Source organism: Nocardioides dokdonensis FR1436, from assembly GCF_001653335.1.
Taxonomy (GTDB): domain Bacteria; phylum Actinomycetota; class Actinomycetes; order Propionibacteriales; family Nocardioidaceae; genus Nocardioides; species Nocardioides dokdonensis.
In genome coordinates, this window is the sequence record NZ_CP015079.1 from 3,781,322 (window position 1) to 3,802,952 (window position 21,631).

Genomic DNA, 21,631 nt, shown 5'->3' on the forward strand with positions numbered 1-21,631 from the left:
GGTACCCGGGGAAACCGTAGGCGTTGGGGTGTTGCATCACCCGAACGCCTACGGGATCACCCCAACGCCTGCGGCCGGGAGCCCGGTACGCCGCTCAGCAGCCCTGCCGCGGCACCCCGGGCACGTCCACCGGCAGCCGGCCGGGGGCGCGCTCGCGCCCGAGGAGCACCTCGACCAGCGCCGCCATCGCGCCCGGGGTCTCGCCGTACGTCGCGATCCGCACCGGCGCGTCCGAGGCGCCCAGCAGGTAGGGCCGGTCGGTGGCGACCACGACCCCGCTGTCGGGTGCCGTGCCGCTGCTGAGCAGGTGCACCGGCGTCCCGCGGACCACGCGGGTCGCCTCGGTGCGCCGCCAGCGCTGCAGGGCCGCACGGTCCTTCTTGCGGCGACCGGTCAGCTCGGGGCGCGGCGGCTTCACGTAGCGCACGCTGCCCATCGCCAGACCCGCGGAGCGGGCGGCGGACCGGAACGCCGAGACCGCGGCCGAGCCGCCCAGCGGGACCACCGCCCCGGGGACGAGCGGGCCGCGGCAGGGACCCGCGACGACGGTGAGCGCCGCGGCCGAGAGCCGACGGGAGGCGGCGCGCCCGCTGCCCGGCGCCGCGGGGTCGCCCCGGCGCTGCTGCTCGAGCAGCGCGATCGTGCGCGCGGCGGCCTGGCGCAGGCGGGTCCGGCTCAGGCGCCCGTCCCGCACCGCGCGGACGATGGCGGCGCGGCTCGCGGCCGGGTCGGGAGGCATCAGCACGACGTCCCCACCGGCGCGCAGCACCTGCACCGCCGGCGTACGCCGCCCGCTCACCGCCGCCATGTCGAGCGCGTCGCTCATCACGACGCCGTCGAAGCCGAGCCGCTCGCGCAGCAGACCGGTCACCACGGGCCGGGACAGGCTGGCCGGGACGCCGGGGTCGAGCGCGGCGAGCGCGATGTGGCCGGTCATCACCGCCGGCAGCCCGGCGTCGACCGCGGCCCGGAAGGGTCGCAGGTCGGTGCGCGCCAGGGCCGCCATGCCGCGGCGCTGCACGGGCAGCGCGACGTGGCTGTCGGTGACCAGGGACCCGTGTCCCGGGAAGTGCTTGACCACCGGCACCACCCCGGCGTCGCGGAAGCCGCGCGCGGCGGCGACGGCCTGGCGGGCGACCGCCGCGGGCTCGGCTCCGGCGGAGCGGCTGCCGATGACCGGGTCGGCCGGGCCGGTGGTGACGTCGGCATCGGGGGCGAGGTCGACGTTGATCCCCAGGCCGCGCAGCTCGCGGCCGCTGGCGGCGTACGTGCGCCGGGTCAGGGCCGGGTCACCCGCCGCACCGGCGGACATGAAGGCCGGGAACGCGGTGGCCGCGCCCCGGATCCGCGCCACGGTGCCGCCCTCCTGGTCGACGGCCACCAGCAGCGGCCAGGGCCGGTCCACGTCGCGCTGCAGGGACCGGGTGGCGCTGCGCAGCTGGTCGGTGGAGGCGACGTTCTCGGCGAAGACGACCACCCCGCCCAGGTGCAGCCGACGCACCAGCGCGGTGGGTGCCCCGGAGCCGCTCCAGCGCGCGACGATGACCTGGCCGGCGAGCTCGGGCAGGCTCAGCCGTGCCGTACGCCGCGCCGCTGCGTCGAGCTCGGCGCGGTCCGGGCCCCACCCCGGGCGCAGTCCCAGGCGTTGTGAGGCGCTGCGGGACTCGGCGGCAGCCACACCCCCGTCGGGGGCGTCCTCGGGCCGCTGGGGGGCGGGATCGTCGGTGCAGCCGGCTCCCAGCAGCAGCGTGGCCGTCGCGAGCGCCACCAGGCGGGACGGTCGGCGGGAACGGGGCACCCGCCCATCGTCCCAGCCGCCCGGTGAGCGGGCGCCGTCAGGCGTCCAGCGCCTCCATGTCGACCTCGTAGGCGCCCTGGACGATGAACTCCTTGCGCGGCGCGACGTCGGAGCCCATCAGCAGCTCGAAGACCTGGCTGGCCACGTCGGCGTCGTCGACGGTGATCCGGCGCAGGGTGCGGCGGCGCGGGTCCATGGTGGTCTCGGCCAGCTGGTCGGCATCCATCTCGCCCAGCCCCTTGTAGCGCTGGATCGGGTCCTTCCACCGCACGTTCTTCTTCTTCAGCTCGGCGAGCCTGCGCTGCAGCTCGTCGTCGGAATAGGTGTAGATGTACTTCTCCATCCCCTTCTTGGGGTTGGACAGCTCGATGCGGTGCAGCGGCGGCACGGCGGAGTAGATGCGCCCCTCGGTGAGCAGCTCGGGCATGTACTTGAAGAAGAGCGTCGCGAGCAGGCAGCGGATGTGGGCGCCGTCGGAGTCCGCGTCGGCCATGAAGATGATCCGGCCGTAGCGTCGCGCGTCGAGCTCGAAGGTGCGCCCGGAGCCGGCGCCGACCACCTGGATGATCGAGGCGCACTCGGTGTTCTTGAGCATGTCGCCCACCGAGGCCTTCTGGACGTTGAGGATCTTGCCGCGGATCGGCAGCAGCGCCTGGAAGGAGGAGTCGCGGGCCAGCTTGGCGGTGCCCAGCGCCGAGTCACCCTCGACGATGAAGAGCTCGGTGCGCTCGTTGTCGTTGTCGCGGCAGTCGGCGAGCTTGGAGGGCAGCGCCGAGGACTCCAGGGCGTTCTTGCGGCGCTGGGTCTCCTTGTGCTGGCGTGCGGCCAGGCGGGTCCTGGCGGCACCGACGACCTTCTCCATCACGAGCTTGGCCTCGGCCTTCTGCTCCCGCTTGGCGGACGTCAGCCACTCCTTCAGCTCGCGCGCCACGACCTTGCGCACGACGGTGCGCGCGGCCGGCGTACCCAGGATCTCCTTGGTCTGGCCCTCGAACTGCGGCTCGGCCAGGCGCACCGTCACCACACCGGTCATGCCCTCGAGCACGTCGTCCTTGATCACGTCGGCGTCGTTGACCTTGAGCGCCTTGGTCTGGCGCATCACGTCGTTGAAGGTCTTGGTCAGCGCCTGCTCGAAGCCGCTCAGGTGGGTGCCGCCCTTGGGCGTGGCGATGACGTTGACGAAGGAGCGCAGCTCGGTGTCGTAGCCGGTCCCCCACCGCACCGCGACGTCGACGACGAGCTCGCGCTCGATCTCCTGCGGGGTCATGTGCCCCTTGTCGTCGAGCAGCGGGACGGTCTCGGTGAACGTGTCGCTGCCCTGCAGGCGCAGCACCGAGGTGACCGCCTCGTCGGGGGCCAGGAACTCGGTGAACTCGCTGATGCCGCCCTGGTGGAGGAAGTTCTCCTCCACCGGCTCGGCGCCGCGCAGGTCGCGCAGCACGAGCTCGAGCCCGGGGACGATGAAGGAGGTCTGGCGCGCCCGGGTGACCAGCTCGTCGTAGACGAAGGTGGCGTCCTTGGTGAAGATCTGCCGATCGGGCCAGAACCGGATCCGGGTGCCGGAGCGGCCCTTGGCCACGCGGCCGCCCTTGCGGGTCAGCCCCGAGCGGGCCTCGAAGCCGCCGGTGAGGGCCTCGGAGTCGAAGACGCCGGGCACGCCGCGCTGGAAGGACAGGCCCTGCGCCGCGGGAGAGCGCTCGACGTCGATGTCCATGCGCGAGGACAGCGCGTTGACCACCGAGAGGCCCACGCCGTGCAGACCGCCGGTGGCGACGTACGAGCCGCCGCCGAACTTGCCGCCGGCGTGCAGCTTGGTGGCCACCACCTCGACACCCGGGAGCCCGGTCTTGGGCTCCTTGTCGGTCGGGATGCCCCGGCCGTCGTCGTGGACCTCCGCGGAGCCGTCCGGGTGCAGCACGACCTCCACGCGGTGCGCGGCGCCGGCCAGGGCCTCGTCGACCCCGTTGTCGATGATCTCCCACAGGCAGTGCATGAGGCCGCGGGTGTCGGTGGAGCCGATGTACATGCCCGGGCGCTTGCGCACGGCCTCCAACCCCTCGAGGACGAGGAGGTGGGCGGCGTTGTAGGTGTTGTCAGCGATCGTGGGGCTCCTGCTCGAGACGTGCGTACGACGGTGGGCGGCAATCCGATCCGGTGCTCGGCACCGAATCTACCGACGACACGCCGGATGACCGAAGAGGCTCGCCCTCGAGGCCACCGGCTAGCGTGACGGGCAGCACGTCACGAAGTGGACACGATCAAGGCGAGAGCCGCGAGATCGGCCCCGGAACCTCCGCACCGGCAGTCACACTGGGAGGTACACCGGGACCCGGCCTCTCACCCGAAAGGTCGGGTTGAGATGGTCGCGACACGGGAACCAGCAAGACATGGGAATCTTGGGTCCCCTCGCTACGTTGAGCACAGCACCGAGTGATCGAAGAAATGAGGCCGATGTGACCACCACGATTGCCCCCAGCGCCCCGCTGACCGCGGCGGACCGCTGCGACCGTTGCGGAGCCCAGGCCTACCTCCGCGTGGAGCTGATGAGCGGCGGCGAGCTGCTCTTCTGCGCCCACCACGCGCGCGAGCACGGCGACAAGCTGAAGGAGATCGCCTCGAACGTCGTGGACGAGACCCACAAGCTGAACTCCGACGCACCCATGGCCGCCAAGGCCCCTGAGACCGAGTGATCCAGCACGACTGACGAACACCAGAACGGCCCCCGGACCTGGTCCGGGGGTCGTTCTGCGTCTCAGCCCGGGCCGGCGCCCGTGGCGCCCTGGGATGCCGAGAGCCGCCTGCGCGGGTGCGCAGGCGGCTCTCGGGGTGTGGTTCGGCTCAGTCCAGGTAGTCGCGCAGGACCTGCGAGCGCGACGGGTGGCGCAGCTTCGACATCGTCTTCGACTCGATCTGGCGGATCCGCTCACGGGTCACGCCGTAGACCTTGCCGATCTCGTCGAGGGTCTTCGGCTGGCCGTCGGTCAGGCCGAAGCGCATGCTCACGACACCGGCCTCGCGCTCGGAGAGCGTGTCGAGGACCGCGTGCAGCTGCTCCTGCAGGAGCGTGAACGAGACCGCGTCGGCAGGCACGATCGCCTCGGAGTCCTCGATGAGGTCGCCGAACTCCGAGTCGCCGTCCTCGCCGAGCGGGGTGTGCAGCGAGATGGGCTCGCGGCCGTACTTCTGGACCTCGATGACCTTCTCGGGGGTCATGTCGAGCTCCTTGGCGAGCTCCTCGGGAGTCGGCTCACGGCCGAGGTCCTGCAGCATCTGGCGCTGGACGCGGGCGAGCTTGTTGATGACCTCGACCATGTGCACCGGGATCCGGATCGTGCGGGCCTGGTCGGCCATCGCGCGGGTGATCGCCTGACGGATCCACCAGGTGGCGTACGTCGAGAACTTGTAGCCCTTGGTGTAGTCGAACTTCTCGACCGCGCGGATCAGGCCGAGGTTGCCCTCCTGGATCAGGTCCAGGAAGAGCATGCCGCGACCGGTGTAGCGCTTGGCCAGCGAGACGACCAGTCGGAGGTTGGCCTCGAGGAGGTGGTTCTTGGCCCGACGACCGTCCTCGGAGATCCATTCGAGCTCCTCGAGGAGCTTGGGGCCGATGCGGCCACCCTTGCCCATCTTCTCCTCCGAGAAGAGGCCGGCCTCGATGCGCTTGGCGAGCTCGACCTCCATCTCGGCGTTGAGGAGAGGGACCTTGCCGATCTGCTTGAGGTAGTCCTTGACCGGGTCGGCCGTCGCGCCGGCGACCATGACCTGCTGCTCCGGCTCACCGCTGTCATCGGCGTCCGAGACGACGAAGGAGGCGGACTTCTCGTCCTCCTTGATCGTCGGGTCGGCCTTGACGTCCTTCTCGAACTGCTCGTCCGGGACGTCCGGGAGGACCTTCTTGCCGTCGGCGTCCACCACGACGGCGGCGGCGACGATCGGCGAGACCGGCTCGGCGACGGCCTTCTTGGCGGCCGTCTTCTTCACCGTCGCCTTCTTCGCGGGGGCCTTCTTCGCCGGCTCCGCCGCGGCGTCCTTGGCGGGGGCGGCCTTCGCGGTGGTCGTCTTGCGCGTCGAGGTCGCTGCCACGGCCCGGGCGCTGGTCGCGGCGCCGATGTGCACCGAGATGCCCAGCCCACTCAGGTGGGCGAGCAGAGCCTTCAGGTGCTTGGGCTCGATCGCCGCGTCGTCGCTGGCCTGCCTCACTTCCTCAGGCGTCAGGCTCCCCGTCGGGGTGCCGTGCTCGATGAGGGCCGCCACGGCGGGATGGGCGAGCACCTCGGCTGGGATCTTGCGTGCGTTCGAGGACACGAACACCTCTCGTGTGCTGACGTGTGGGCGCGGCAAGGCCCGGAGTCGTCAAGAGCCGCAGTGCCCATTCTGCCACGGGGGTGGTGGGCTTCGCGCATCAGGGCGAGCCGATCGGCTCGCCCGAGGCTCAGCAGGGGCTCAGGTCCCGCTCAGGCGCACCTCAGGTAGCAGCCTGCTCCTTGGCGGCCGCCTTCTTCTGCTTCTTGAAGTCCCGCACCTTCTGCAGGGACGCCCCGTCGACGACGTCCGCGACCGAGCGGTGGCCCTCGAGGGAGTAGTCGCCGACCACCGCGTCCCAGCCGTCGGGACGTACGTCGAGCTGCTTGGCCAGCAGCGCCACGAAGATCTGCGCCTTCTGCTTGCCGAAGCCCGGCAGCGCCATCATCCGCTTGAGCAGGTCCTTGCCGTCCGCGGCCTCGAGCCACACCCGCTCCGCGTGCCCGTCGTACTCGTCGGTGACGATCCGGGCGAGCTCCTGCAGGCGCGCGGCCATCGATCCCGGGAAGCGGTGGATCGCCGGCGGGGTGGCGCACATCCCCGCGAACTCCTCGGGATCGGCGGCCGCGATGGTGGCCGGCTCCAGGGTGCCGAACCGCTCCAGGACCTTCGCCGGCCCACGGAACGCGTGCTCCATCGGGTACTGCTGGTCGAGCATCATGCCCACGAGCAGCGCGAACGGGGAGTCGGTCAGGACCTGGTCGGCGGTCTCGTCGCCGGTGATGTGGATGGCCATGACGTCATCCTCCCCCACCGGCACCGACCGCCTCGGCAGCAGCCATGAAGACGTTCCACTGGGCCAGCAGGTCTCGGTGCAGCGCGTGACCCGACTCGGTCAGCTGGTAGACCTTCCGGGCAGGACCGGACTCGCTCTGCTCCCACTGCGCCACGATGGCTCCTTCGTCCTCGAGACGCACCAGGGCCGGGTAGAGCTGGGCGCCCTTGATGGGCTGCAACCCCGCCGACACCAGAGCCTGCGAGATGCCGTAGCCGTGCCGCGGAGCGACCGCGAGCACACTGAGGACCAGCATGGGCAGCGAGGCCCGCTGCCACGCGGCGAGGCTCACCGAGTCCCCCACGGGCGACGACCCCACCCGACGACGGCCGCACTGACGCCCGCCAGCAGGAAGACCACGGCCACCGGCACCGTCAGCCTCCCCCAGCCCTGGTTGACGAGGACGAGCGCCGCGATGGTGAGCGGTGCCCCGACCGCTGCGACGGTGGACACCGCCCAGAGCCGCGTGCGTGCCGTGGCGTCGGCCGCGGCCAGCTCGTGCGCGAGGACCAGCGGGTGCCCGAACTCCGAGTACGCCGACATGCCCCCGACCGACAGCGCCTGCTCGATCTCGGCCACGTGACCGCGGGCGGTGGTCGCGGGCACGAGGCGACCACGCAGTCCGCCGCGGAAGCGGCGCAGCCACGTCGCGTCGTCCCACTCCGCTCCGAGCTCGCGACCAGACATCCGGTGGGCGACGACCAGCGCGGTGACACCCGGGGTCAGCAGGGCGAGCACCAGCAGCGGCACCGGCACCCCACGGACGGCGACCTCGCCGGCACCGAGGTCACCCGCATAGGCGAGGTCAGCGCCAGCGAGCGCCACGGCGCCGAGCCCTGCCCCCACCGCGGCAGCGGTGCGCCCGGACGCGAAGAGCGCCCGGACCACGACCCATCCGAGGAACACGACGAGCACGCTCGCCCCGACGGCAGCCAGCGCCAGGTCGATGTCGACGGCCCATCCGCTGCGGACGACGAGGACCAGCGACGTCACGAGGCCGACCCCCATCAGCACGTTGCCTGCCTCGTGGAGCGCCGGCTGCAGTCCCCCGCCCACGGACCTCCGGACGGCTTCGTCCACGGTGGCGAGCTCGGCCGCGTCCTCGGACGCCAGCTCGTCCGGGTCCCCGAGGAGTCGCGCCGCGGGCACGTCCGCCTCGCGGACCGCGCCGAGCAGCTCCCGCTCGCGCTCCTCGAGCGCAGCCGCGGGGACGTTCCTGCCCGCCATCGACCTCTGGTACCGCGCCGCCCACTCGCGGTCCCGGATCGGCCACTGGTTGCTGACCATCACGAGCTCCTACCTAGATACGATTACTACCTAGATACAACCAGTGTCGTTGCGTCCGGTCAACCCTCTGGCCTCGATCAGGACCTCATGGCGACGCCGCGGCGCCAGTAGCCCATGAACGCCACCTGACGACGACCCAGGCCGAGCTCCTTGACGAGGTGTCGCCGCAGTGCCGTCACCGTCGCGGCCTCACCCGCGATCCAGGCGTACAGCGCGCCGAGGTCCGGACGGACGGCACGGGGACCGCTCCCTGCGGGCACGGCCGCACCGGACGACGACCAGGTGGGGGTCTCCCACAGGTCGGGGTCGATCTCCTCCGGTTCGTCGAGGACGACGGTGGGGGCACCGAGGTGCTCGAGCACCGCTGTGTGCAGCGCCGCGCCGTGCGATCCGCCGGCCCTCGGCAGCCAGGTGACGGCGACGCCGGCCGGCGCGGAGACCGCCTGGACGTCGTCGTCGCACGGCACCTCGAGGAAGGCGGCACCGGCGGCGTCCTCCGGCAGGCCCTCCAGGATCGCGCAGACCGCCGGGACCGCGGTCTCGTCGCCGACCAGCAGCAGGTCGGACCCGGGCGGCGGCGCCCACTCGATGCCACCGAACTCGAAGCCGCGGCGCGGCATCAGGACCACCGCGCGGCTGCCGGGGGACGCCGTCGCGGCCCAGTCGGCACCGGGCCCGGGCTCGCCGCCCGCGTGCACGACGACGTCGACGACGACCCTCGTGCCCGGGCCCGTCCCCTCGATCGCCCGGATCGTGTACGTGCGCATGTGCCCGCCCACCCCGGCGGGCCGGTCGAGCCACGTCCTCAGCCAGGTCTCGTCCGCGCCCGCGACGGACGGGAGCCGGCCATGCACGTCGGGGACGATGAGCTTGAACCTCTGGTCGTGGAGCGGGCCGGCGACCCCCACCTCCCCGAGCACGCCGCCGCCGAGGACGAGCCTGACGAACGAGGGTGAGAGGCGTCGGGCCGAGAGGACCTCCACCTCGGTGAGGACCAGGGGCAGGTCGGTGCTGGTGGAGGTGGTCATGCAGGGGCTCCGATCGGGTCGGGGTGGTGGACGGAACGGCGGCCTCGACCGACGGGCACCACGAGCGGGGTGCCGGCGACCGGGTCGGTGACGACCCGGCACTCGAGACCGAACACCTCGTGGACCCGCTCGACGGTCACGACGTCGCGCGGGGCACCCGCGGCGACCACGCGGCCCCCGCGCATGGCGACCAGGTGGTCGGCGTACCGCGCCGCGAGGTTGAGGTCGTGGAGCACCATCGCCACGGTGGTGCCGCGGGAGGCGTTCAGGTGGTCGACCAGGTCGAGCATCTCGACCTGGTGGGCCAGGTCGAGGTAGGTCGTGGGCTCGTCCAGGAGCAGCAGGTCGGTCTCCTGGGCGAGGGCCATCGCGATCCAGACCCGTTGCCGCTGACCGCCCGAGAGCTGGTCGACCGGGCGGTCGGCCAGCTCGAGCACCCCGGTCTCCGTCATCGCCTCGGCGACCGCGCGCCGGTCGTCGGCGCCCCAGCGGCGGAGGAACGTCTGGTGGGGGTGCCTCCCCCGCGCGACCAGGTCGGCCACGCTGATCCCCTCGGGGGCCGTCGGGTGCTGGGGCAGCAGGCCCAGCACCCGGGCGACGTCACGGGTGGGCATCGAGTGGATCCGCTGCCCGTCGAGCAGCACGGCGCCACTGGTGGGGCGCATCAGCCGGGCCAGCCCTCGCAGCAGCGTCGACTTGCCGCAGGCGTTGGGGCCCACGACGACGGTGACCCGGCCGTCCGGCAGGTCCAGGTCGAGGCCGTCGACGACCACGCGGTCGTCGTAGGCCAGCACGAGGTGGTCGGTGCTGAGTCGAGCGGTCATGCCGCCCTCCTTCCGGTGCGGTCGCGGGCCAGGAGCCACAGCAGGAACGGGGCTCCCACCGCTCCCGTGACGACCCCGACGGGCAGGTTGACGTCGCCGACCAGGTAGTCGGCCGCGTAGTCGGCGCCGATGGTGAGGCAGGCGCCGACCAGGGCTGCGGCGACCAGGCTCGTGCGCCCGCCGTCGAGCGCCCGGGAGACGGGGCCGGAGACGAACGCGACGAAGGCGATCGGGCCGGCCGCGGCGACACCGACGGCGACGAGCACGACACCCAGGCCGAGGACGAGGTCGGTACGCCGCGGCGCGACGCCGAGCGCCGCGGCGGTGTCGGGTCCCAGCTCGGCCGCGCCCATGTCGCGCGAGACCCAGGCGACGGCGGGGAGGACGACCAGCAGCGCCGCGCCCAGCAGCCGCAGGGTGGCCCAGTCGGCCTGGGCGACGCTGCCGGTGAGCCAGCGCAGCACGAGGTGGGCGTCCCACTCGTCGGCACGGGTGAAGAAGTACTGGATCACCGACCCCAGCACGGTCGCGACCCCGACGCCCACCAGCACGAGCGACTGGCCGGTGCCGGTGCCCGCGACCCAGCGCGTGAGGGCTGCGACCGCGAGCGCACCGACGATCGCCGCCCCGGCGAGCGGGACGCCCTCGGCATCGAGCACCACGATGGCGAAGACCGCGCTGGCGCTGGCGCCCATGCTCACCCCGATGACGTCCGGGCTGGCCAGCGGGTTGCGCAGCGTGGACTGGAAGAGGGCTCCCGCCAGGCCGAAGGAGCCGCCGACGAGCAGCGCCAGCAGGGCTCGCGGGAGCTTGCTCTCCATCAGGATGAACGTGGCGCCCGGGATCTGTTCCCCGGACAGGATCCGGATGAAGTCGGGGACCGTGATGGTGAAGTCGCCCAGCAGCACCCGGGCCGAGAACGTGAGGACCAGCAGCACGGCCAGGCCGGCGACGACGGTCCGCCGTCGCCGTCGCGGCAGCCTCCGGGCCGCGTCGACGACCAGGCCCGCGTCCGGCCTCCGGCCGAGGTCGACGCCGGGCAGGTGCTCCGTCACCGCGCCGCCCCCCGGGGACCGCGCAGCAGCCAGACGAAGACCGGCAGGCCGACCAGGGAGGTCATGATGCCCACCTGGACCTCGGAGGGCGGCAGGACCACCCGGCCGAGGGTGTCGGCGACCAGGAGCAGCACCGCGCCCAGGGCGGCCGACAGGGGCAGCACCTTGGCGTGTGCCGGTCCGACCACGAGCCGAGCGGTGTGCGGGACGAGCAGGCCGACGAACCCGATCGGCCCGGCGAGAGCGGTGGCCCCTCCCGCCAGGAGCGTGGCGGCCAGTCCGATGGCCAGCCGCGAGCGCCGTACGGAGGCTCCGAGTCCTGCGGCCACGTCGTCGCCGAGGGCCAGGGCGTCGAGGCGGCGGCTGGCGGCGATCGCGAGAACCATGCCGAGCACCAGCACGGGCAGCGCGTCCAGCACGACCTGGAGCTGTCGTCCCCCGAGGGTCCCGACCTGCCAGTAGCGGAACGACTCCATGGTCCGGCGGTCGAGGAGGAGCACCGCGCTGACCAGGCTCGTGAGGACGGCTGTCACGGCGGCGCCCGCGATGGTGAGCCGGCCCGGTGTGGCGCCGTCGCGCCCGCAGGCAGCGATGCCGTGCACGACGACCATGGCCCCGGCGGCGCCGAGGAAGGCGACCCACACGAACGCGGTCACCGAGCCGAGGCCGAGGAGGGCCATGGCGACGACCATGGCCATGGCCGCCCCGGCGTTGATGCCGAGGATGCCGGGATCGGCGAGCGGGTTGCGGGTCAGGCCCTGCAAGCAGGCACCGGCGGCGCCCAGCGCGGCTCCGACGACGATCCCCAGGATCGTCCGGTCGAGCCGGGCCATGGCGATCGCGTGCTGGGCGTGGTCGCCGTCCAGCACCGCCGCGGGCGGGACGGGCAGCGAGCCGATCAGCACGGACCCGCACGCGGCCACGAGCAGCGCCACCACCACGCCGAGCGGGACCATCCGGGAGGGCGGCCGCCCCGGTACGGCCTCGCGGACCGGCTCGGTCGTGGCGATCTCGGCGACGGTGGTCACGAGGCGGGGACCACCTCGGCCACACCGGGCAGGTAGTGCTCGACGATGTAGGGCATCGACAGCGGCGAGGGGTTGGTGATCGAGACGCCCAGGTGCTTGTCGACCTCCGCGTAGACGTGGCCGCTGCGCAGCGCGGGGATGCGCCCGATCAGTGGGTCGTCCGCGAGGTCGGCCACGTCGTCCTCGGTCTCCGCGTACGAGAGGACCACGTCGGCGTCGACGTCCTCGGCCCGCTCGGCGGACATGGTGCCGTAGAACTGCCCTTCGTCGACGACCTCGTCGACGATCGAGGCGTTGACCATGCCGAAGTCGTTCATGGTGCGCACCCGGTTGTCCGCGGCGGCGTACAGCCCGATGGTCGAGAGGTCGGTGGGGGTGAGGTGGACGAAGGCCAGCGAGGTGCCCTCGAGGCCCGGGTACTCGTCCTTCCCGTCCTCGATGACCTGCTCCGTCTCGGCCCTGACCTCGACGGCCCGGTCGCTGAGCCCCAGGGCGTCGCCGATCATGTCGAGCGAGGTGCGCCACTCGGTGACCCACGGGAAGTCCGGGTAGGCGACGACCGGCGCGATCTTGGAGAGCTTGGCGTACTCCTTCTCGGTGATCCCGGAGTTGGTCGCCAGGATCACGTCCGGGGCGAGCTCCGCGATCGCGTCGACGGGAGCGCCGTCGGTGTCGTCGTAGCGCACCGGCTGCTCGGCGCCCTGCTCCTCGAGGGCGGCGTCGAACCAGTCGGTCGACCGGTTCTCGTTGCCGCCCCACGACTTCGCGACCGCACCGACCGGCGCGACTCCGAGTGAGAGGGCGATGTCGTCATCGACCCAGCCCAGCGTGGCCACCCGCTGCGGGGCCTCCTCGATGGTGGTCTCGCCGAGCGCGTGCTCGATCGTGACGGGGAAGGCGTCCGCGGCGGCCGGCGGGCGAGCGGCGGCGTCCGCCGCAGTGTCGGTCGATGCGGGGTCGGTCGCTCCGGTGGAGCAGGCCGACAGGATGAGGGCTGCGGCGGAGGTGAGGCCCGCGAGCGTGCGCGTGGTTCGGGTCATGGGTCGACTCTCTGACGTGGAAGTTAGGTAAGCCTAACCATACTCACGTCGGTCTTGTCGCGCGTCAGACCCCCCGGTCCGACCCCCCGTGGCGTTGCCGCACGTCGAGCCGCAGGAGTCGTGCGGCCAGGCCCGCGGCCGGGCCGAGGAGGAGGATCACCGCGATCGTGCCGGCGCCGACCGTGGCGCCGAGGAGCCAACCCACGAGGGCGCCACCGCCCTGCACGAGGCTGTAGCTCCACCGGAAGGGCAACGGCGGGTCCCAGGCCAGGGCCGCGGCTTCGGTCGGCCCGGCGCCCAGCTGGCTGCCGAGGTAGGCCGCGATCCCGACGGCGAGGACCGGGATGGCTGCCACCAGCAGCGCCAGCTGCCCCAGCAGCGAGCCGGGAGTGGTCAGGACGTCGAGCATCGCCGAGACGGTGGCCCCGACGACGACCACCTGGATGAGGGTTCCCGGTCCCGGGTAGACCCGCCGCCAGGCCGCGAGGAGGAGGAAGAGCACGCCGATCGCCAGGTTGGCGCTCCAGAACGACACCCCCAGGCGCTGGGCAACACCGTTGACCAGCGTGGAGTACCCGTCCGAACCGAGATCCGCGGACAGGAGCATCGCGACGCCGGCACCCAGGACGACGCACCCGCCCACGACCAGGGCGGTGCGACCAGGGTGCAGGACCATGCCTCGGGTCCTCATCTCGGGGCCGGCCGGATCTGCAGCAGGTCGGCGATCCACGCGTCGAGCCTGGTCCGCAGGGTCGGGGCGTCGAGCTGCGGGCGGCCGACCTGGTGGTAGTTGGGCGCCCACGTCTCGACTGCACTGTCCGCCTGCGCAGCCGCCTGCACGTCCCAGGCGTGGATGTCCGGGACCGCCACACCGGCGCAGCTCTCGTAGCGGCAAAGGAAGGCGTCCGCCGCCGTGGGTGACCCCAGCAGGACCAGGTCCTGTCGGCACCAGGCGACATCGACCCCGCGTGGCCCGCTGCGCGCGCCGGACCAGTCGACGATGCCGGTGAGGCGGTCCTCGACCCACAGTGCGTTGCCGCACCAGTAGTCGTAGTGGGTCAGCACCCGCTCGGAGCACTCCAGCGCGGGCCAGCCCGCCCTCGCCATGTCGCTCATGGGGCCCCGCCCGTCGGGAGGTCGCACCGGGACCTCGCGCAGTCCGTCACCTGACTCACGATGGATCCTCGCGAGTGCTGCCGCCATCTGCGCCGCGATGCTCATCAGCGACAGCGTCGGCGCGGGAGGGGCTCCACGGACCCTGCTCGTGACCATGATCGAACCCAGCATCGATCCCGGCATCGATCCCGGCGGTGGACGGTCCGTGTGCGCGACCACGCGAGGTGTCAGGTCTGCCAGCGGGGCCAGCCGGGCCAGGACCTCGACCTCGTGCTCGACCGCTGGGTCGCCCGGCGCGAAGCGGCGGAGCACGTACTCCCCCGATCGGCCGTCGGCGAGGATCGTCCGCGCGTGCTGCCCACCGCCCAGCAGCTCCACGAACCGCAGCTGCTCGCCCACCAGTGCGCTCGAAGCCTCGATGATCGCCCGGTCGATGGCTGTGCCCACGGCGCTGACCCTAGACGGGCCCCGGGGCGACCCGTCCGCTACAGCCGGTTCAGGACGAGACGTTGTCCCATCCCGCTCGGGGGCGGTGCGTGCCGAGCTCGGAGTCGCGGCTGCGGTAGACGATGTAGGGCCGGGTCAGGTAGCCGAGCGGGGCACTGAAGACGTGCACCAGACGCGTGAACGGCCACAGTGCGAACAGCCCGAAGGCCACCAGCGCGTGCAGCTGGAACCCGATGGGTGCATCGGCCATCAGGGCCGCGTCCGGCTGGAAGGCCAGGAACGAGCGGAACCACACCGAGACGCCCTCGCGGTAGTTGTACTCACCGCCGATCGTCAGGATCGAGCCGGCGATCGTGTTCCACATGCCCAGGAAGATCGCAGCGGCGAGGAAGGCGTACATCACCTTGTCCATGACGGTGGTGGCCGAGAAGACTGGCCCGACGGTGCGGCGTCGGTAGATCAGGATGGCCATCCCGACGACCGCCGCGATCCCGGCTGCGAGTCCGCCGGCCACCGCCACGACGTGGTACGTCTGGTGGCTGACGCCCAGCGCGTCGGTCCAGGCCTGCGGGATCAGGAGTCCGAGCACGTGCCCGCCGATCACACCGAGCATCCCGAAGTGGAACAGCGGTGAGCCGAGCCGCAGCAGCTTGTCCTCGTAGAGCTGCGAGGAGCGCGTGGTCCAGCCGAACTTGTCGTAGCGGTACCGCCAGAAGTGGCCCACGACGAAGGTCGCCAGGCAGAGGTAGGGAACGATCACCCACAGGAAGACGTCCATGTCAGCGTGCTCCTGGGAAGGTCGGCATCGGCAGGGCGGTGGGCCCGGCCTCGGGCGGTGGGACGGCGGTGGCCGGGTCGAAGGCCGGGGTGGCGTACGGGGTCAGCCCGACCTCCTCCTCCGGTGGCCCCTCGGCCGCCAGCCGGGCGATGGCGCCGCGCTCGTCGTCGCCGAGGGGAGGCAGGGTGGCCGTGACCGCAGCGACCGCGCCTGCCCAGGGCGAGCCCTTCTCGCCCAATGCCAAGCGCAGCAGCTCGAGCCCGGCCCGGTGGTCCAGGATCAGCGTCCGTCCCTCGTCGCGGTCGATGGTGGCCGCGAACTCCAGCACCACGCACAGGTGGTCGGGCAGCTCGTCGTCGCGCAGGTCGAAACCGGCACGCATGTAGGTCTGCTTGAAGCGCAGCAGCGCCACCCCGCGCTTGCGGGTGTCGCCGTGGGCGAAGTAGGTCAGGAACAGGTTGTGCCGCCGCCGGGTGTCGAAGGTCTCGACGTACTCCTCCTGGAGCAGCGTGAGCGGGGTGGCTGTGAGGTGCTCGAGCGTCCGGTTCAACGGCTCCCCCAGCGTCGACGGCAACGCCGCACACACCTGGCGCAGCAGGTCGACGCGCCCCAGGAGCTCCTCGTCGGGGTAGCCCAGCAGCAGGGAGGCCGTCTGCCAGGTCCAGGAGAGCTCCTCGTCGGTGATCTCGCGTCGACGTCGCAGCGTGGGCACTCTCATCGCGGGTCCTCGCTGTCCCGGTCGGCCCGCTGCGGGAACAGCCCTGCCGGCGAGCCCTTGCCGTCCCAGTTGAGCAGGTTCACCCGACGTCCCTTGTCCTCCGGACCGGCGAGGCTGTCAGCGCCCTGCCGCTGCTGGAGCATCTGGAAGTTCTCGACGGCGATCGGGGTCGGCACGCCCGACCCCTCGCCGAAGAGGTCCTGCCGCCCGCCGTCGTAGTCAGCGACCGCGCACTCGGTGGCGAGCTCCTCGAGGGAGTGGCCCTGCTCGGCGTGCGCCGGCGGGATGACGTAGCGCTCGTCGTACTTGGCGATGGCCAGGAGGCGGTACATGTCGTACATCTCCTCCTCGCTCATGTCGACGGCCGCCGGGATCGAGGCGTCCGGCTCGCGGCCCATGTTGATGTCGCGCATGTAGCAGCGCATGGCGGCGAGCTTCTTGAGCACCTTGTCGACGACGGCGACGTCACCGGCGGTGAAGAGCTCGGCGAGGTACTCGATCGGGATCCGGAGTGCGTCGATGGCCGCGAACAGGTTGGTCCGGTCCTCGGCGTCGTACCCGGTGTCCTTGACCACGTCGACCACCGGCGACAGCGGCGGGATGTACCAGACCATCGGCATGGTCCGGTACTCCGGGTGCAGTGGCAGGGCGACCTTGAAGACGTTGATCAGCGCGTGGATCGGCGAGCGCTGAGCGGCCTCGATCCAGTCGTGCGGGATGCCGTCGCGCTCGGCGGCACGCACGACCTCCGAGTCGTTGGGGTCCAGCAGGAGCGCACGCTGGGCCTCGTACAGGTCGTGGTCATCGGGCACCGACGCCGCCTCGAGCACCGCGTCGGCGTCGTACAGGATCAGCCCGATGTAGCGCAGCCGCCCGACGCAGGTCTCCGCACAGACCGTCGGCAGGCCCACCTCGATGCGCGGGAAGCAGAACGTGCACTTCTCGGCCTTGCCGGTCTTGTGGTTGAAGTAGACCTTCTTGTACGGGCAGCCCGACACGCACATCCGCCACCCGCGGCAGCGGTCCTGGTCGACCAGGACGATGCCGTCCTCGGAGCGCTTGTAGATCGCACCGCTGGGGCAGGAGGCCGCGCACGACGGGTTGAGGCAGTGCTCGCAGATGCGCGGGAGGTAGAACATGAAGGTCTCCTCGAACTCCATGCGCACCTTGTCGGCGATCTTGGCCAGCATCGGGTCGTGCTTGGCGGTGGCTGCCGAGCCGCCCAGGTTGTCGTCCCAGTTCGAGGACCACTCGACCTTCATGTTCTTGCCCGTGAGCAGCGACTGGGGCCGCGCCACCGGCGTGTGCTCCTGGGCGGGCGCGTCGGTCAGGGTCGAGTAGTCGTAGGTCCAGGGCTCGTAGTAGTCCTGGATCGAGGGCATCTTGGGGTTGGAGAAGATGGTGGCGAGCTTCTTGAACCGGCCGCCGGCCCTGAGCTTGAGCCGACCCCGCTTGTTCAGCTCCCAGCCGCCCTTCCACTGCTCCTGGTCCTCGTAGGTGCGCGGGTAGCCCTGCCCCGGCCGGGTCTCGACGTTGTTGAACCACACGTACTCCGTACCGGTGCGGTTGGTCCACGCCTGCTTGCAGGTCACCGAGCAGGTGTGGCAGCCGATGCACTTGTCGAGGTTCATGACCATCGCCATCTGGGCCATCACGCGCATGTCAGTACTCCACGTCCTGCGAGCGGCGACGGATGACCGTCACCTCGTCGCGCTGGTTGCCGGTGGGACCGATGTAGTTGAACGCCCAGGTCAGCTGGGCGTAGCCCCCGATCAGGTGGGTGGGCTTGACCAGCAGCCGGGTCAGCGAGTTGTGGATGCCGCCCCGCTTGCCCGAGGTTTCCGCCAGCGGTACGTCGATGAGCCGGTCCTGGGCGTGGTGCATGTAGACCGTGCCCTCGGGCATCCGGTGCGAGACGATCGCCCGGGCCACGACCACACCGTTGCGGTTCACCGCCTCGATCCAGTCGTTGTCCTGCACGCCCACCTTCGCGGCGTCGCGGTCGCTCATCCAGATGTTCTGCCCGCCGCGCGACAGCGACAGCATGAACAGGTTGTCCTGGTACTCGGAGTGGATCGACCACTTGTTGTGCGGGGTCAGGTAGCGCACCGTCAGCCCCTCGACGGCGTCACCGCCGGGTCCAGCCACGTCGCCGATCGCCGGCTCCGAGAAGAGCGCCGCCATGTTCAGCGGCGGCCGGAAGACCGGCAGCCCCTCCCCCAGCTCGGTCATCCAGTCGTGGTCGAGGTAGAAGTGCTGGCGACCGGTCAGGGTGTGCCAGGGCTTGAGGCGTTCGACGTTGATCGTGAACGGCGAGTAGCGCCGCCCGCCGGACTCCGAGCCCGACCACTCCGGCGAGGTGATCACCGAGACCGGCGCGGCCTGGGTGTCGGCGAAGGTCACCTGCTTGCCCTCGTGCTCGGCGGCGAGGTCGTGCATCAGGTGGCCGGTGCGCTTCTCCAGCTGCTTGAAGCCCTGGACCGCCAGGTGGCCGTTGGTGGTGCCCGACAGAGCGAGGATCGCCTCGCAGACGTGCACGTCGCGCACCAGGGAGGGGCGCCCGTCGGCCACCCCGCCGCGCACCGGACCGTTCTTGGCGCGCAGGTAGTCGATCTCCTTGCCGACCTCGAAGGTGACGCCCTTGGTGGTCGCGCCCAGCGTGTCGAGGAGCGGACCGAGCGCGTTCATCTTCTGGCTGACCGCTCCGTAGTCGCGCTCGACCTCCACCAGCTTGGGCATCGTCAGCCCGGGCACCGGCTCGCACTGCGGCTCCTGCCCGGGGCCGGGCTTCCAGTCCTTGACCGCTCCGTGGGGGGTGGCCATCGCGTCCGGGGTGTCGTGCATCAGCGGTACGGCGACCACGTCGCGGCGGGTGCCCAGGCGGGGGCCGGCGAGCTCGCTGAACTTCTCCGCGATCGCCCGCCAGGTGTCCCAGTCGGTGCGGGTCTGCCACGGCGGGGCGATCGCCGGGTTGAAGGAGTGCACGAACGGGTGCATGTCGGTGGTGTTCAGGTCGTGCTTCTCGTACCAGGTGGCGGCGGGGAACACGACGTCCGAGAAGATCGTGGTCGACGTCTGGCGGAAGTCCAGCGTCATCAGCAGGTCGAGCTTGCCCTCGGGCGCCTTCTCGTGCCAGGTGATGTCGCGTGGGCGCAGGCTCTCGGGGGTCTCCGTGGCCCGTACCGAGGAGTCGGTCCCGAGCAGGTGCTTGAGGAAGTACTCGTTGCCCTTCGAGGACGAACCCAGCAGGTTCGCGCGCCAGATCGACAGGATCCGGGGGAAGTTCTCGGGGGCGTCGGGGTCCTCGCAGGCGAAGCTCAACGAGCCGTCCTTGAGCCCCGACACGATGTGGTCGGAGACGCTTCGCCCGGCCGCTGCGGCGTCCTCGGTGATCTCGAGGGGGTTCTTGTCGAACGTCGGGTACGACGGCGACCAGCCCAGCCGGGCGCTCTGGGCGATCACGTCGGCGGTGCTCTTGCCGGCCAGCTGGCCCTCTCCGGTGCGCGCCGAGAGCGTGTCGGCACCGAACTGGTCGTAGCGGAACTGGTCGGTGTGCAGGTACCAGTAGGCCGTCTGGATCATGTTGCGCGGCGGCCGGCTCCAGTCCAGCGCGTTCGCGACCTGGTTGTAGCCGGTGATCGGGCGGACCTTCTCCTGCCCCACGTAGTGCGCCCAGCCGCCACCGTTGACGCCCTGGCAGCCGGTCAGCGTGGTCAGGGCGAGGAAGGTCCGGTAGATCGTGTCGGAGTGGAACCAGTGGTTGGTGCCGGCGCCCATGATGATCATCGAGCGCCCGCGCGACTCCTCGGCGTTCTGCGCGAACTCACGCCCGATCCGCGCCGCGGCCTCCCACGGGACGCCGGTGAAGCGCTGCTGCCAGGCAGGCGTGCCCGGGGACTCCGCGTCCTCGTAGCCGGTCGGCCACTGGCCCGGCAGGCCCGGGCGCCGCACGCCGTACTGCGCCAGCATCAGGTCCAGCACGGTGGTGACCAGGTGGCCCTCCACCCGGCGCACGGGGACGCCGCGGCGCAGGCTGCCGGCCGAGCCGTCGGGGTTGTCGAAGCGCGGGAGCTCCAGCTCCACCGTCTCCGCCCCGTCCCGGGCCAGGCTCAGCAGCGGGTCGACGTCGCCGAGGTCGAGGTTCCAAAGACCCTCGCCGCTGGCCCCGAAGCGGTGCCCGAGGGCACCGTTGGGCACGACCGGCGCGTCGGTGGTCGCGTCGACCAGCACCGTCTTGAAGGCGGCGTTCTCCTCGTCGCGGTGCGCCGCGAGGTCCTCGGCGGTCAGGAACTTGCCGGGCCGGTGCACCCCGTCGCCGTCGACGTCGACCTTCACCAGGAACGGCAGGTCGGTGTAGCGCTTGGTGTAGTCGGTGAAGTACGGCGTCTCGCGCTCCACGTAGAACTCGCGCAGGATCACGTGGCCCATCGCCATCGCCAGCGCCCCGTCGGTGCCGGGGTGCGCTGGCAGCCACTCGTCGGCGAACTTCACGTTGTCGGCGTAGTCGGGCGCCACGGCGACGACCTTCTGGCCCCGGTAGCGCGCCTCCGTCATCCAGTGCGCGTCGGGGGTGCGGGTCACCGGGACGTTGGAGCCCCACATGATGAGGTAGCCGGCGTCCCACCAGTCCCCGGACTCCGGGACGTCGGTCTGGTCGCCGAAGACCTGCGGCGAGGCGACCGGGAGGTCGGCGTACCAGTCGTAGAAGCTCAGCATCGAGCCGCCGATGAGGTTCATGAACCGCGCTCCGGAGGCGTGGGAGACCATCGACATCGCCGGGATCGGGGAGAAGCCGGCCACCCGGTCAGGGCCCCACTTCGCGATCGTGTGCACGTGGGCGGCGGAGACCATCTCGACCGTCTCGTCCCACGAGGCGCGCACCAGCCCGCCCTTGCCGCGCGCCGACTTGTACGCCTTGGCCCGCTGGGGGTTGTCCACGACGTGCGCCCAGGCCTTGACCGGGTCGCCGTCGTGCTGCCTCTTGGCCTCGCGGTACATCTCCAGGAGCACCCCGCGGACGTAGGGGTAGCGGACCCGGGTCGGGCTGTAGGTGTACCAGGAGAACGCGGCCCCACGCGGGCACCCGCGCGGCTCGTACTCAGGCGAGTCCGGACCGACCGACGGGTAGTCGGTCTGCTGGGTCTCCCAGGTGATGATCCCGTCCTTGACGTAGACCTTCCACGAGCACGACCCCGTGCAGTTCACCCCGTGCGTCGACCGGACGACCTTGTCGTGGCTCCACCGGTCGCGATAGAAGTCGTCGGCCTGGCGGCCCCCCTTCCTCGTCAGGGTGCGCAGGTCGTCGGAGACCACCGCCTTGGTGAAGTAGCGGCGGCTGGAGACCAGCGCGTCGGTGAACGAGCCGTCCATGCCAGGGCGCTTCCCGGACCTCGCCGACCGGTCGGCTCCGGACTCCACGTCGTTGCTCATCGCAC

The 21,631-nt window shown here is 71.6% G+C and carries 18 protein-coding genes; 1 reads left to right on the plus strand and 17 read right to left on the minus strand.

The features are described 5' to 3' along the window. Positions 1-94 precede the first annotated feature (94 nt). Complete coding sequence (locus tag I601_RS17895) at positions 95-1,798, minus strand: glycoside hydrolase family 3 protein (RefSeq protein ID WP_218917692.1); 1,704 nt, start codon at positions 1,796-1,798, stop codon at positions 95-97. A gap of 37 nt (positions 1,799-1,835) precedes the next feature. After that, on the minus strand, positions 1,836-3,944 hold the full coding sequence (locus tag I601_RS17900; protein WP_068112774.1) for a DNA gyrase/topoisomerase IV subunit B: 2,109 nt from the start codon (positions 3,942-3,944) through the stop codon (positions 1,836-1,838). A 241-nt stretch (positions 3,945-4,185) separates the two neighbouring features. On the opposite strand from I601_RS17900, the gene I601_RS17905 reads away from it, so the two are divergent. After that, entirely contained in the window at positions 4,186-4,488 is a 303-nt protein-coding gene (locus I601_RS17905; protein ID WP_418303071.1) for a DUF7455 domain-containing protein, read from the plus strand. A 148-nt stretch (positions 4,489-4,636) separates the two neighbouring features. Here the strand turns inward: I601_RS17905 and I601_RS17910 are convergent, their stop codons facing one another. From I601_RS17910 to I601_RS17980, 15 genes are all read right to left on the minus strand, one after another. Continuing rightward, positions 4,637-6,109: an RNA polymerase sigma factor gene (locus I601_RS17910; protein ID WP_068112778.1), complete on the minus strand. Its 1,473-nt coding sequence runs from the start codon at positions 6,107-6,109 to the stop codon at positions 4,637-4,639. A 154-nt stretch (positions 6,110-6,263) separates the two neighbouring features. Further along, on the minus strand, positions 6,264-6,836 hold the full coding sequence (locus tag I601_RS17915; RefSeq protein WP_068112780.1) for an HhH-GPD-type base excision DNA repair protein: 573 nt from the start codon (positions 6,834-6,836) through the stop codon (positions 6,264-6,266). A 4-nt stretch (positions 6,837-6,840) separates the two neighbouring features. Continuing rightward, a complete protein-coding gene (locus I601_RS17920) occupies positions 6,841-7,167 on the minus strand; it encodes a PadR family transcriptional regulator (protein ID WP_218917693.1) in 327 nt (108 codons plus the stop codon). Further along, positions 7,164-8,162 (minus strand): hypothetical protein, encoded by a 999-nt coding sequence (locus tag I601_RS17925; RefSeq protein WP_068112782.1) that lies wholly within the window; start codon positions 8,160-8,162, stop codon positions 7,164-7,166. Before I601_RS17925 ends, I601_RS17920 begins: the two co-directional genes overlap by 4 nt. Before the next feature lie 77 nt (positions 8,163-8,239). Then, positions 8,240-9,190: a siderophore-interacting protein gene (locus I601_RS17930; RefSeq protein WP_068112785.1), complete on the minus strand. Its 951-nt coding sequence runs from the start codon at positions 9,188-9,190 to the stop codon at positions 8,240-8,242. Further along, positions 9,187-10,014 (minus strand): ABC transporter ATP-binding protein, encoded by an 828-nt coding sequence (locus tag I601_RS17935; RefSeq protein ID WP_068112790.1) that lies wholly within the window; start codon positions 10,012-10,014, stop codon positions 9,187-9,189. The genes I601_RS17930 and I601_RS17935 overlap by 4 nt, the downstream gene beginning before the upstream one ends. Beyond that, positions 10,011-11,069 carry a FecCD family ABC transporter permease gene (locus I601_RS17940; protein ID WP_237089459.1) on the minus strand — a complete coding sequence of 353 codons (1,059 nt, stop codon included), beginning with the start codon at positions 11,067-11,069 and terminating at the stop codon, positions 10,011-10,013. The genes I601_RS17935 and I601_RS17940 overlap by 4 nt, the downstream gene beginning before the upstream one ends. Then, positions 11,066-12,097, minus strand: a complete 1,032-nt coding sequence (locus tag I601_RS17945; protein ID WP_237089460.1) for a FecCD family ABC transporter permease — start codon at positions 12,095-12,097, stop codon at positions 11,066-11,068. Before I601_RS17945 ends, I601_RS17940 begins: the two co-directional genes overlap by 4 nt. Further along, entirely contained in the window at positions 12,094-13,137 is a 1,044-nt protein-coding gene (locus I601_RS17950; protein WP_068112791.1) for an iron-siderophore ABC transporter substrate-binding protein, read from the minus strand. Before I601_RS17950 ends, I601_RS17945 begins: the two co-directional genes overlap by 4 nt. 64 nt (positions 13,138-13,201) lie before the next feature. Continuing rightward, entirely contained in the window at positions 13,202-13,813 is a 612-nt protein-coding gene (locus I601_RS17955) for a YczE/YyaS/YitT family protein (protein WP_068112795.1), read from the minus strand. A gap of 11 nt (positions 13,814-13,824) precedes the next feature. Beyond that, a complete protein-coding gene (locus I601_RS17960; protein WP_084527786.1) occupies positions 13,825-14,700 on the minus strand; it encodes a phosphotransferase family protein in 876 nt (291 codons plus the stop codon). A 49-nt stretch (positions 14,701-14,749) separates the two neighbouring features. Further along, complete coding sequence (gene narI / locus I601_RS17965) at positions 14,750-15,478, minus strand: respiratory nitrate reductase subunit gamma (RefSeq protein WP_068112796.1); 729 nt, start codon at positions 15,476-15,478, stop codon at positions 14,750-14,752. A gap of 1 nt (position 15,479) precedes the next feature. After that, on the minus strand, positions 15,480-16,196 hold the full coding sequence (gene narJ / locus I601_RS17970; protein ID WP_068112799.1) for a nitrate reductase molybdenum cofactor assembly chaperone: 717 nt from the start codon (positions 16,194-16,196) through the stop codon (positions 15,480-15,482). Then, positions 16,193-17,857, minus strand: coding sequence for a nitrate reductase subunit beta (gene narH, locus I601_RS17975; protein WP_068112802.1), 1,665 nt, complete (start codon positions 17,855-17,857; stop codon positions 16,193-16,195). The genes narJ and narH overlap by 4 nt, the downstream gene beginning before the upstream one ends. 1 nt (position 17,858) lies before the next feature. Then, positions 17,859-21,566, minus strand: coding sequence for a nitrate reductase subunit alpha (locus I601_RS17980; RefSeq protein ID WP_068115252.1), 3,708 nt, complete (start codon positions 21,564-21,566; stop codon positions 17,859-17,861). Between the last annotated feature and the right edge of the window lie 65 nt (positions 21,567-21,631).